General features: G+C 54.7%; 9 protein-coding genes. 6 read left to right on the top strand and 3 right to left on the bottom strand.

Features of this window, described 5'->3' with window-relative positions:
• Positions 1 to 99: 99 nt before the first annotated feature.
• A complete protein-coding gene (locus VLX68_07090) occupies positions 100 to 828 on the bottom strand; it encodes a hypothetical protein (protein HUI91993.1) in 729 nt (242 codons plus the stop codon).
• A 119-nt stretch (positions 829 to 947) separates the two neighbouring features.
• Entirely contained in the window at positions 948 to 1,334 is a 387-nt protein-coding gene (acpS, locus tag VLX68_07085; GenBank protein ID HUI91992.1) for a holo-ACP synthase, read from the bottom strand.
• A 117-nt stretch (positions 1,335 to 1,451) separates the two neighbouring features.
• On the opposite strand from acpS, the gene VLX68_07080 reads away from it, so the two are divergent.
• The 6 genes from VLX68_07080 to VLX68_07055 all read left to right on the top strand — a co-directional run bounded on the left by VLX68_07080 (position 1,452) and on the right by VLX68_07055 (position 10,787).
• Complete coding sequence (locus tag VLX68_07080; GenBank protein HUI91991.1) at positions 1,452 to 2,552, top strand: glycosyltransferase; 1,101 nt, start codon at positions 1,452 to 1,454, stop codon at positions 2,550 to 2,552.
• Positions 2,531 to 3,523: a radical SAM protein gene (locus tag VLX68_07075; GenBank protein ID HUI91990.1), complete on the top strand. Its 993-nt coding sequence runs from the start codon at positions 2,531 to 2,533 to the stop codon at positions 3,521 to 3,523. The genes VLX68_07080 and VLX68_07075 overlap by 22 nt, the downstream gene beginning before the upstream one ends.
• Before the next feature lie 153 nt (positions 3,524 to 3,676).
• Entirely contained in the window at positions 3,677 to 6,157 is a 2,481-nt protein-coding gene (locus tag VLX68_07070; GenBank protein ID HUI91989.1) for a fibro-slime domain-containing protein, read from the top strand.
• A gap of 487 nt (positions 6,158 to 6,644) precedes the next feature.
• Complete coding sequence (locus VLX68_07065; protein HUI91988.1) at positions 6,645 to 9,071, top strand: fibro-slime domain-containing protein; 2,427 nt, start codon at positions 6,645 to 6,647, stop codon at positions 9,069 to 9,071.
• Between the two features lie 30 nt (positions 9,072 to 9,101).
• Positions 9,102 to 9,914, top strand: coding sequence for a right-handed parallel beta-helix repeat-containing protein (locus VLX68_07060; GenBank protein ID HUI91987.1), 813 nt, complete (start codon positions 9,102 to 9,104; stop codon positions 9,912 to 9,914).
• An 18-nt stretch (positions 9,915 to 9,932) separates the two neighbouring features.
• Positions 9,933 to 10,787 carry a NosD domain-containing protein gene (locus VLX68_07055; GenBank protein ID HUI91986.1) on the top strand — a complete coding sequence of 285 codons (855 nt, stop codon included), beginning with the start codon at positions 9,933 to 9,935 and terminating at the stop codon, positions 10,785 to 10,787.
• Positions 10,788 to 10,884: 97 nt separating this feature from the next.
• On the opposite strand, the gene VLX68_07050 is transcribed toward VLX68_07055, so the two are convergent.
• A complete protein-coding gene (locus tag VLX68_07050; protein ID HUI91985.1) occupies positions 10,885 to 12,249 on the bottom strand; it encodes a fibronectin type III domain-containing protein in 1,365 nt (454 codons plus the stop codon).
• Positions 12,250 to 12,585: the final 336 nt, after the last annotated feature.

The following is a 12,585-nucleotide window of genomic DNA, read 5'->3' as shown; positions in this document are numbered from 1 at the left end:
CGGGTCGGCGTGATTTTAAAATACTTTCCGTTAATAATGTTCCAATAAAAAAAAAGGACGTTCGTTTGAACGTCCCTTCTATCCAATAAAAATAATTTTTTATAATTTGTGTGAAGGCAGGTCGGTGGTGTCGAGAATTTCCTCACCTTGCTGTGGCGGCGGATTGAAACGCTTCCATAAAAAATAGCCCACGACTCCCAGAAGAAGAACGCCGCCGCCAATCGACGTTCCGATCACGGCGCCGTTCGGTTTTTCTTCCGTGGATATGTACTTCTTCACATTGTTAGGATTCCACTTGAAGGTAAAAGAAATAACGTTATACTCATCGGTGACGCTTATGATCGGCATCGCGGTGAGGTTGAAGGTGACGCTTATCATGTCATGGTATTCTGGATTTAGCCCCTTTACCTCTTTGTTGATGTCTATTTTTTTCTGCTCTATTTCGAACCCGTCAATGGGCGGCTGCTTGGTGGAGGGTATGGGTGACGTGCCTTTCTGCGTGTCGTTGAATTCAAACACCAATTTATTGATCTTGGGTTTTTTTTCATAGAAGTAGCTTGAAGGTTTGTCCCTGAAGATGAAGTAGCAGGTGACGACGTTCTCGCCCGCTTCTTTTCCCGGTTCGCTTGAAATCTGGATACCTTCAAGCACGGCATTCTGCACCGGATTGACCGGCGCCGCGGCAGCAGCCGCAGGCGGAGCAGGCGGCTCTTCAGGAGGAGTCACTTCCTTATTTTCCGGTTCCTGGCCGAACGCGGTGGCGATCATGAAAAAAGGAAACCACAGGATAAGAAAGCGCTTAACTATTTCTGGAACAAGACCTTGCATACGTCCTCCTGAGCATCTATGTTTAAAAAATACCCTAAATGTACTAAAGTGTCAACATCTTTTCAGCACCATGAATCTCCCTCGGAAAAGCATTTTTCTCGTTGTCCGCAATTATTTTTTTACCTGCCGCCTTCCAGAATTACCATTGCAACGCACATGGTTTTTTCGTGACTTATGGTCACATGACTTTTCCTGACGCCGTTTTTTCTCATGGCTTTTGCAAGCGCCGGATCGCACACGGAAATCATCGGCACTTTTTCGCCCTCCGCAGGGACTTCTATGCTTTTCCAGCTTGACACTTTCTGGCATTCTCTCGGCAGGGCCTTGTAAAAAGCCTCCTTGACTGCCCATCGTCCCGCGAAATGTATCGACGGCTTTGCTAATTTGCCGCAATATTCTATTTCCACCTTGGTAAACACCTTTCGCAAAAACTGGCCGCCGTAGGCGCTGATCATTTTTTCTATTCTGCCGATCTCGACAATGTCAACGCCAATGCCTTTTATCATGGCTAATTACGCTCTCTGCCCGTATTTTAGGCGCCCGAAACCGGGCGTCCGCACTTATATTTATTATACCATAAATACGGTAGCATCACCATTCCTTTATTTTCGGACAGCGTTCCAATGATTTTTACGGTAATAACGACTCTCCTTGCATGCTACACCGTTTTTGTTGCCGTGCTCCTGGCAAGTCTCATGAAGAGCAGCAACGCGCCGTCAAGCGGCATGAACGGTCCGGCAGGGGTCTCCATCATCATTCCCTTTCGCAACGAGGCGCGCCATCTCCCCTCGCTCCTTGCTTCTTTGGCCGGTCAGGAATATTCCGGCCAGTGGGAAGTACTGCTTGTCAATGACGGCTCCTCCGACAATTACCGTGACGCCGCAGCGGCCTTTCAAGGCGATTTTCCCGCCCGGCTCAGGATCATCGATTCGGTATTTGACAAAAGCCTGCACCTCACCAGCAAACAGCAGGCCCTTGACAAAGGAGTAAACGAGGCGCGTTTCGAGTGGTGCGTTTTCAGCGACGCCGACATGTCGTTCGACAAGGACTGGCTCGCCTCCTGGGCCGCCCAGGCGATCCCGGGCGCGGATTTTATCTTCGGTCACACGACGGTAACGGGCAGGGGGCCGTTTGCCTGGGCCCAGCGGTTCCAGCTCGCATTTCTCTTTGCGGCCGCTTACTCGTTCCACAAGGCCGGCATTGCCGGCTCATGCATGGGGAATAATTTACTTATCAGAAAAAAAGCGTACGTTGCGCTCGGCGGCCAGGCAAAAATCGGGTACAGCATCGTTGAAGACCGCGATTTGTACAGGGCGTTCAAACGGCATGGGTATTCGGTCGAGTCGGCAGTCCCGTTTTCGGCAAAGGCATCCACCCTCCCCTGCGCAACGTTTGGACAATTTTATTTTCAAATGATCAGGTGGGCGCGCGGCGGGTTTTCATTTACCTCGGCGCTTTTACCGGCAGGACTGCTGCTGACCGTGCAAAACTTCGCCTTTCTTACCGCTTTATTCGGACTGCTTCCTTTTTCAAGTTCGATAGTGTGTATTGCAAATTTTCTGCTGACCATGTTCTATCTGCAATCCGCCTTCAAGAAAATGAACTCCCTTGAATCGGCGTTCTTGTTTCCAGTTTATTATCCGGTCATGTTGTTTGAAACCGTGGTTCTTCTTTTTTCTTTTTTCATCACGCCGAAGGCGGAATGGAAAGGGAGAAAACTTTGAAGCCGCTGCTGCTCCACTATTTCATCACCAACCGGTGCAACGCCGCCTGCGCTTTCTGCTCGATCTGGAAAGACAAGCCGAAGGTTGATGCGGTCCGCGGCGATGTTGCGGCCAACCTTGCCGCGGCACGGCAGGCAGGATGCTCCTTTGTTGACTTTACAGGAGGAGAGCCGCTGCTGCATTCCGATCTGCCCGTGTTTCTCAGGGAGGCAAAACGCATTGGTTTCATCACCTCGGTAACGACCAACTGCATCTGTTTCCCGGAAAGGGCAAGCGAGCTCAACGGACTCGTCGACCTGCTCCATTTCAGCCTTGACGCGGACAATGAGGCGCTCCACGACAAACTGCGCGGCTCGGAATCTTACAACAAGGTCCTTGAGAGCATCCCCCTTGCCTTGTCGAACAACCTTGCGCCCGACATTCTCTTTACCTATACGAATGAAAACATCAATTCCTTTTCCGGTGTCTATGCGCTTGCCAGGAAAAACAAGCTCATGGTCATCCTCGATCCGGTGTTTTCAATTGACGGAAAAGACATGGCGAGCCGTGCAACGCATGGGGCCGCGCTCGCATGGGCCGGCAAACCCGGCGTTTACCTTAACCGGGCGCATCTCAAACTTCGTTTCATGGGCGGGAACAAACCGGGACGCAATTACTGCCGCGCCGCATCCGCCGCAATCGTGATAACACCGGAAAACCGGCTCGCGCTTCCCTGCTATCACCACGCAACTGAATTCGTCCCGGTGCAGGACTCACTCGATAAAGTACTTAACAGCCCTCAGAGGCTTGAAGCGATAAAATTTCAGGGCCGTTATTTATTCTGTGAAGGTTGCCACATCAATTGCTATTTTGATCCCTCATATTGTTACACAGTATCGTCCCTCTGTCTATCCAGCCTGCTTGCGAAGGCCTCGTATGCGTTCAGGAAATATGCTTTATACCAAAGAAAAATTCCGCTAAGATTTTTTTAACAGCTTCCAATCCCCCCACTTTAATAACAAATGTCAAAAAAATTGTTTATATTATTGGATAGGACTGGTCAATCTGCAGGCGTAACATTTATTCAAGCTGGTTGATCATGTAGTTACCACTTATAATCAACACGTTTGAAAAGAAGGTATTCCATGATGGAAAACACCCCCCTCCGTCGCAGCATCTTCTTTTTATCAATAATTATTGTTGTTACGTTTCAGGCACAACCGCAGGATTATCCTCCGACCATCACCATTCCAGTAACGTTCTATGATTTTCATGGGGACGGGAGCAACCCGGATTTCGAGCCCGGATTAAAATCCGGTTACGGCATCAATGCCGTGGGCACCGGCGTGGTACCTAACGAGGTTCAAAACACGCTCGATGCTTCGGGAAAACCAGTTGCCGGCAGCGCCTGTTATTTCAGCTATTACGTTGCCAAATGGTTCAGGCCGTGGCAGCCGGGCGATTTCACCATTCCCACCTATGCCCAGGACGGCTCACTCACGGGCGTCAACACCGTCGCCTACGACACGGCGTATAAAAACATCGTTTTTCCGGAGTCGCTCACGTTCACCCATCAGCAAAACGGGATCTACCAGTATTCAAACCAGAGTTTTTTCGTGCTTGACGGACAAGGTTTCGGCGCCGACGACCCGGGAGGCCAGAACCCGCCACACAATTTCAGTTTCACCATGGAGCTGCACTGGACGTTCACCTACCAGCCGGGCCTCGTGTTCCAGTTCGAGGGCGACGACGACGTATGGGTGTTCATCAACGGTCAGAAAGTGATAGACCTGGGCGGCATCCACAGCGCATCGGCGGCATCGGTGAATCTTGACAATCTCACCGGCATGCAGGTGGGAAAAAAATATTCGTTTGACCTGTATTACGCCGAGCGTCATGTCGTGGCATCGGACATCAAGATCACCACCAACCTTTTTACGCCGCCCGGTTATCTGCAGCTGTACGGTAAGCCCGGAGCACCCAACACTCCCGGCAACCCGCCGCTCGGTTCAATTGACACTGCGGTTGCGGGCCAAGGTTTTCCCGTGTACGCCCATGTCTTTGACAGCCTTCAGGTTTGGCAGCCCACCAACGACAGCCTCGTGACCTGGACCGTCACCGACAATCTCGGCAATCCCATTCTCAGCACCACCACCGCCGGCGATTCGACCGCATTCACGGTCACCAAGGCGTTCGGCACGGTCACGATCACCGCTACTTTCAAGGACCCGGCGAACCCGTCAAAAATCATTTCAAAATCTCTGGCCGTGTATATCAGCCCGGGTCCGGGAACGCACATTGTGATAGAAGCCGATTCGCTCGCCCGCAACACGACGAACGACAGGCCGATTCCGGTAATTTCGGTTGACCGAAACACCCCGGCCACGGTTTACGCCGTTGTCCGCGACCAGTACGGCAACTTCGTGCGTTTCGCCACAAACGCGTCATGGAGCATCCGGGACCCTCTCATTGCCGCCGCCGCGCCAAAGTCCGGCGCGCAATGGACGGCAACGGTTTCGGAGCTCTCTTACGGCGGCACCGTGCTCACGGCGAGCGAGTCCGGGCTTTCGCCGGGAACCGCGCCGGTCTCGGCCACCGGTGCCAACACGGCGATACCGGTGACCGCGATCCTGCTCGATACCAATGCAGACGGCCATCTCGACCGGATCGACATCGTGTACCCCGATTCGGTGACCTTGACAAGCGCGCTGCCGACCGTCCAGCAGTTTCTGTCGTCGGCGAGCATCGTGAGCTACGACGGCGGCAAGACCGTGATACTGCAGCCCGCCGGGCTCGTTTCCGGCGCCAACCATACCCTGCATATCATTCTTGTCGAGAACACTGGCCCGACGCTGGAAACGGGCTGGATAAAACCGCCCGACCTCACCCTCACCAACGTTGAAATGACCACGGACAAGCGCGCCTTTTACATCGCCAACATCATTGACGGAGCGGAACCCGTGGTCAAGAGCGTCTGCTTTGTTCCCATGCCGCAGGCGGACACGCTCCGCGTGGTGTTCAGCGAGCCCGTCGCGAACGCGGGGACACCCATCAACGAATACACGGTGGTCACGGTGGTGAAAAACGACGGCAGCCTGGTGGCAATAAATTCGTCAACGGTCACGGTCACAACATCCGAGGATAAAATGCTGTACGCCTTCAGCCAGCCGGGCACGCTCACCAACCAGGACAGCGTCAAATCCGGGAGCCGCGCGTTTCCGCTCGGGCTGTGCGGCGACGTGTCCATCGTGGTCTCTTCGCGCGCCGCGGGAAACCCGTTTGTGCCCGGCGCCACCCTCATACCACCGTTGCAGCGGCCCGGCCCCAATGACCCGAGCACCGGCACGCGCATCGAGGTGACGCTCCTTCGGGCCGTGGCCCAGGACCTTCCCTCAGGCAAGGTGCGGGGCACGGTCACGATTTTTGACGTCGTGGGCAACACCGTTGTTGACAAAGAGGCAATGAATCCGGACATGACCAATGTCAAACTGTACTGGATCTGGGATGGGCGGACGAGAAGGGGCTCGTGGGCAGCTCCCGGGACGTACCTGGCGAGGATTCTCATTGAGGATTTTGTGCGGGATAGAAAACAATCTATCCGGATTAATATCGGGATAAGGAAATAATTCGTCTTCAATCAATAACCTCACCCCGGCCCGTACACCAAGTGGTAATCATTTACATTACAATTATTTTTCAACGCCCTTAACATAATTTTGGAATTGCCGCCTGCACCCAGGATCTGAGTATACAGGCAAGGATGATGTTCCCGCGCCAGGGGCGACCGGAGGCCGTGCTGGAGCGCGGTGCTGCCCGGCCCTCGCCGTCAGGCATATAGGGGCCGTGGCAGCCCGAGCCGAAGGCGAGACCGGAGGGAGAATCGGTGCCGTGACCGGCGGGCGCCATGATCATTTAAGTAGTCATGAGACAGGCTGAACCTCCTCCACAAAAAAATTGCTATAGAAAAAAATCATTGTATCCCGTTTTATGCTTTTAAAAAGAAAAATACTTATATTATAACGAGTGGGTATTTCCACCACCCGTGGGGGGTGGCCATAGTGTATGCGCCATAGCTGTCGGGAAAAATCCGGCGGCAAAAAAGAAGGTGGCTTTATGAAAAAACTTCCTTGGTTTCTTGTTTTGTTTTTAGCGCTTCAATTGCGCGCTCAGAACTATCCGGACACGATCTGGATGCCGGTCACCTTCTACGATTTCCACAGCGACGGCAGCAACCCGGAATTCGAACAGCCGAATGACGGCGGAGTGCACACGGGCATGGTGGCCGATACCCTTGATAACAGTAGAAAGCCGATGCTCGGCCCCGTTCCGTACAGGAATTACGAAATTGCAAAATGGTACCGGCCGTGGCAGCCCGGCGATTTCACGATCCCCAACTATGTGATCACCGCCGGCGGCGGGAACAACGCAACCATTCAGTACACCGGCATGGTGACCGTCAACTACGACACGGCATTCAAAAACGTCGTGATTCAGGATTCTCTCCCGTTTGTCCATATCGGAAACGGCATTTACCAGTATAACAATCCGAATTTCTTCCTGCTCGACGGAAGGGGATTCGGAAACGAGGGGCTGCCGCACAATTATTCGTTCACCATGGAGCTCCACTCGGCCTTTACCTACGAAAAGGGGCTGGTGTTCAATTTCGCCGGTGACGATGACGTATGGGCGTTCATCAACGGCCATCTGGCCATGGACCTCGGCGGCGTCCATCAGACCGCGAACGGAGCGCTCAACCTGGATAACAACAACCCTACGGGCATGCAGGTGGGCCATAAATACAACTTCGACTTATTCTACGCGGAGCGCCACACAGTCGCCTCCGACATTAAGATCACCACCAATTTATTTACCCCGCCCGGTTATCTGCAGCTTTTCGCAAAACCTGGAACTCCCAACACGCCCGACAACCCCATGCTCGGCACGCTCGATTCCGCGACCGCAGGGCAGCGATTCACCATCTATGCGCACGTGTTCGACAGCCTTTACAATTGGGTTCCCGCCAACGACAACCTCATCACCTGGACCATGACCGACACCATGGGCAATCCTATCCTTTCCACGACGACGGGCCCGTCAACCGGGTTCACGCCCACCGAGGCGAACGGGTACGTCGTCATTACGGCGAAGTTCGTCGATCCGTCCAACCCGAGCAAGGTTCTCACGACGTCAATAAAGGTGTTCATCTGTCCGGCGGCCGGCAGCCACATCGTGATCGAGGCCGATTCGCTTGCGGCGATCAGGTCGCGCAAAGACCTGCCGGTGTCCACCATCACCGTCGACCGCACCGTTTCGGCCACCGTTTACGCAGTGGTGCGCGACAGCTTCGGCAACTTTGTGCGGTTTGCAAACAACGCAACATGGACCATGGCTAACCCGGGTATAGCGTCGGTCACCCCGCTGTCGGGCAAACAATGGGCCGCGCGCGTGGCCGAGGTGTCGTACGGCAACACCGTGCTCACCGCGAGCGAGGGTACGCTGATCCCCGGAACGGCGACCGTGGTTTGCAAGAGTCCGAACGCGCCGGTGCCGGTCACGGCCACGCTGCTTGACAACAATCACAACGGTCACCTTGACCAGATCGACCTCACGCTCCCCGATTCCGTCGCGCTCGGCGCGGCGCTGCCCACGGTGCTGCAGCTCATTAAATCGATGAGCATCGTGTCCGATGACGGGGGCAAGCTGGTCACCCTCACCGCGAGCTCCATGGCGGCGGACGGCACCCGCACGATCCATGTTTACCTTACGGAAAACACCGGCACCACGCTCGAAACCGGCTGGTCCAGCGCGACAATAAACCTCACCAACGTCAGCGTGACCGCCGACGGACGACCCATTTTCGTGGCGCAGATCATCGACGGCGCCGCTCCGGTCATCAAGAGCGTGTGCTTTTCGCCCGCGCCCAATGCCGACTCGCTCCGCGTGTATTTCAGCGAGCCCGTGCTCAACGTGAGCCCGCCGCTCGACCCGGACTACCTTTTCTCTCTGTATACGGAAAAAGGACCCTACCAGTTCACAAGCACCAGCCCGACCGTGGTGAAGTACGACGACCGGTTTGTTTATGTGTTTCCGCCGAATACCCTCTCGGGCTTCGACAGTCTTGTCGAGACCGGCCGGCCTACGTTTATTCTGTCGCTGTGCGGCGACGTGTCTGAAATTGTCAATTCGATCACCATCGGCAATCCGTTCGTGCCCGGACAGACCCTTGTTCCGGCGAACGGCACCAGCCAGCGTCCGGGAACGCGGCTCGAGGTATCGCTGCTGCCCGCCATCAAGGCAAAGCTCGCCTCGAATCAGATCCGGGGCACGGTCGTCATATTCGATGCGGTGGGCAACACGGTTGTTGAAAAATCCGATCTTACCGTCGATGTCACCAATGCCAAATTGTACTTTATATGGAACGGGAAGACCAGAAAGGGGTCCATTGCCTCGGCAGGCACCTATCTGGCGCGGGTCACCATCGAAGACTTTGAAAACGGCAGGACACAGAGCATCCGCATGAATATCGGAATCAGACACTAGCGCATGAACGGCATAGAAAAAAAGAACGTCATGAATTTTAGACGCTCCGCGCGTGCGGTTATCGTTCTGCTTGCGGCCGGCGCACTTGCCGCGCCCCTGTCGGCGGGACAGGTGATTATGGTGCCGTCGGCCGATGCCTCAACTATAGCGCTTGCCATGATAAAGGCGAAGGCATCGGATACCGTGGTCGTCGCGAACGGGGTCTACACCGGCGCGGTGATGGTGAAGGCGGATGTCGTCCTCAGGGCGCAGAAACAGTTTCAGGCGGTGCTGGACGGCGGCGGCAAGGGCGCGGCCGTGACCCTCGGCGGCAACGCCACCGTGTGCGGTTTTGAGATCCGCAACGGCGCCGTGGGCGTTTCGTCGAGCAGGCCGGGCAATGCAATTGTCAAGTGCCGCATCACCGGGAACCTGCAGTCGGGCGTCATCTGCGTGGGCGACGTGCCGCTCATCCAGGACAATCTCATCGTCTACAACAAGGGCTCGGGCATACAGGGATGGAACCTTTCGTCCACGTCGTCCACCGTCAACCACAACACCATCGCCTACAACCAGAACAACGGCATCGCGGTGGGCGGCGCGTCGAACGTTGTCATCGAGAAAAACATCATCGCGTTCAACCAGAACGCGGGCGTCAAGGCAATGGACCGGGTGAAAACAAGCCAGACCGGCAACGATGTTTACCAGAACGGCGCGTCGGGCAACCTGCCGCCCGACAATTTTACCGCCGACCCGAAATTCACCGCGCCGCGCGACAAGCTCGATTTTTCCCTGCAGGCCGATTCACCGCTCAAGCGCCTGCTGGCCAATAATGAGGAAATCGGTGCACGGGCATCCTACTAACCTAAGCATGGAGTGCGTATGAACCCCCTTCGTTTTTATTTCCCGACCATCGCCGTGATTTGCGCGGCGGGCTTTCTTTTGTGGGCGCCCGTCCAGGGCGGCGAATCCGTTTCGGTCCCCTCGGTGGGCATCAAGACCATCGGGCAGGCCATGATCAGCGCCAAGTCCGGCGACACGGTGTGGGTCTCCGACGGCATCTACAACGAGATCGTATTTGTCAAGGCTGGCGTGACGCTCGCCGCGCGCAACAATTTCAAGGCCGTCATCAACGGCCCGGGCAAGGGTACGGTGGTCTCACTCTCGGCCAACAGCACGATACTCGGCTTTGAGATACGCGGCGGCACCATAGGCGTGTTTTCGAAAGACGCCGGCAACGCCATCCTCAACTGCCGCATCACGGGCAACTGGGGCACCGGCATCATCTGCGTGCGGCACCTACCCAAGATCGAAGACAACATCATCGTTTTCAACAGGGCGTCGGGCATCCAGGGATGGGACATCCGCTCGACCGCGGCGTCCATCAACCATAACACTGTCGCGTTCAACGGCAACAACGGCATCGCGCTGGGCGGCAGCTCCGACGTGGTCATCGAGAACAACATGATCACCTTCAACGAACGCCAGGGCGTCAAGCTTACGCCCACCTCCAGCCACACAAAGCTCATCAGGAACGACCTGTTCGGCAATCTCGCGGTGAGCCGCATTATTCCGCCCGAGAATTTCTCTTTTGACCCAAAATTTTCCTCGCCCCGCATGAAGTTGGATTTTAAAATAGACGCAAACCAGCCATGCTGCATGTACGGATCCGACAACCAGATCCTGGGAAGCAGGATCGTGGGGAACAGCGGCGAGAAGAAGAGCGAAGGGCTTTAGAAGATAGTTGGCGGTTGACAGTTGACGGTTGGCGGTGAGAGTCGCCAGCCGTTTTTTATTTTCAAATAGAGTATGACCGGACTTCGTAGTCGACGTATTATCGCGTTAAAATAATTCTCTGTGTGATTATCGTAGATCCTGCTTTGATCTCCATCAGATATATCCCATTCTTTGCATGGTTGCCATTTCTGTCAGTAAAATTCCACGTCATCATATTCCGTCCATTTTCCGAATTGTTCATCCGTGCGATTTCCTGTCCCCTCGCCGAATACACCGCCGCGCTTACTTCTCCCCTGCCGTAGTCGCCACAAAAAACAGCCACACCTTCGATTGTCCTGGCGACATTGACATACGGTTTTATAGGGTGGGCGCCTTTGCCGGAAACACCCTGACCGCAGCAGGCGGGGTCAGTCGAATCGCTTGCGCTTGCACTGTCGGTGATGTAAGACCACAGCCCGCCTTTATAAATCTGGGCCCCGAAATAGTAACGGGCCTTTTCGAGCAATCCGGATACGGTGATTTGGGTATCCGCGACTGACGGAACGACGGAATCGAGACCCAGCGCCGAAACATCGTACACAAGCGGCACCGGCAGGAACGGACGGTACCATATGATCAGTCTTTCCGCGCCGGTGCCTGCAATATTGTTCCATGAAAGCATTATACGTGCCGCAGAAAGAGTCTTTGCAAAGAGATTAACGGGGTTTACCGGCCTCGGTTTTCCCACGATAAAGCTGGTTTTATTCACAGGACTCATGCGGTCGTTTTTGCCCTTGCAGACCACCGCCGCATAAACCGTTTTTTCCACGATGTTGAATATAGGGTTGACGATGGCCAACTTGTACCGGATGCCAGCCTGTATGACATCCCGGGCCGAAACCCACCGGCAGGAACTGTTGTCGCCGAAATTTGCCGAATCGTTCACGAGACCGTACCATATCCCTATAGTGTCAATACGCGACGTGTCAATAGAAGCGAGATTGTCAAGATTAATCCACGCGGTGTCATCGGGAACATAGACACCAGATATGATAAGGTCGTTCGGAATGGGAAAGGTGTCGCGCATGAGCACGAGGCAGCCGTTGCCGGCGCTGAAAGAACTCGTTGTTTTGTCCGACCATAGCACCGCGTTCATGAAACCGCACATGCTGTCGCCTGCGGCAAGCTGAGGGACCGTTATGGTATCTGCAAACACGCTACCCCGCGAAAGCATCTGCTGCAGCGTATAGTATTTGATAAAATTGGACTGCGACGGCGACGGCGGAAGCGCGCCCGCTTTATACCATAGGCCCACCGAATCTGCTGAAACAAGGGGCGACGGCGGCGCTACAGTTTGGTAGTTGGTGAATTTTATCTGGACCGTCACCGGCGAAAGGCATGATCCTGAGATCATGATGGGGCTGTTTTGTGCGAAACCGGCGATTGAGGCGATGAATAAAATGGCTGCTATTTTTTTCACCATAGTGTGACCCGCCTTTTTTGATTACTAGTAATGCGGCATTTTAAAACAAAAAGGATGTCCCGTTCTTACCCTGCGATACATCCCTTCAGGAAGGTTCCTCCTATCAGAATTTGCCAGTTATCTGTTTTCAGTATATAATCTCCCTTGTCAATAGTCAACGGTCAACATTTTCACGGCATGAACGTCATCTTTTTCTCAAAAACGCCGACCGGCTTGTTCCTTCCCTGCGCCGTCATGCGCAGCACGTAAACCCCGGCCGCAACCGGCTGGCCGTCGACCGACCTGCAGTTCCATGCCACCTCGCCCGTCCCATACTGCTGCACCGTCCCCAGCTCC

The organism is Chitinivibrionales bacterium (assembly GCA_035516255.1).
In the GTDB taxonomy this organism is placed as follows: Bacteria; Fibrobacterota; Chitinivibrionia; order Chitinivibrionales; family FEN-1185; genus FEN-1185.
This window is presented reverse-complemented; position numbering and strand designations above follow the sequence as displayed.

Bases quoted from the DNA above. Each gene is read 5' to 3' on its own strand.
- VLX68_07070 (HUI91989.1), top strand. From the start codon at position 3,677: ATGATGGAAAACACCCCCCTCCGTCGCAGCATCTTCTTTTTATCAATA.
- VLX68_07075 (HUI91990.1), top strand. From the start codon at position 2,531: ATGGAAAGGGAGAAAACTTTGAAGCCGCTGCTGCTCCACTATTTCATC.
- VLX68_07080 (HUI91991.1), top strand. From the start codon at position 1,452: ATGATTTTTACGGTAATAACGACTCTCCTTGCATGCTACACCGTTTTT.
- acpS (HUI91992.1), bottom strand. From the start codon at position 1,334: ATGATAAAAGGCATTGGCGTTGACATTGTCGAGATCGGCAGAATAGAA.
- VLX68_07055 (HUI91986.1), top strand. From the start codon at position 9,933: ATGAACCCCCTTCGTTTTTATTTCCCGACCATCGCCGTGATTTGCGCG.
- VLX68_07060 (HUI91987.1), top strand. From the start codon at position 9,102: ATGAATTTTAGACGCTCCGCGCGTGCGGTTATCGTTCTGCTTGCGGCC.
- VLX68_07050 (HUI91985.1), bottom strand. From the start codon at position 12,249: ATGGTGAAAAAAATAGCAGCCATTTTATTCATCGCCTCAATCGCCGGT.
- VLX68_07090 (HUI91993.1), bottom strand. From the start codon at position 828: ATGCAAGGTCTTGTTCCAGAAATAGTTAAGCGCTTTCTTATCCTGTGG.
- VLX68_07065 (HUI91988.1), top strand. From the start codon at position 6,645: ATGAAAAAACTTCCTTGGTTTCTTGTTTTGTTTTTAGCGCTTCAATTG.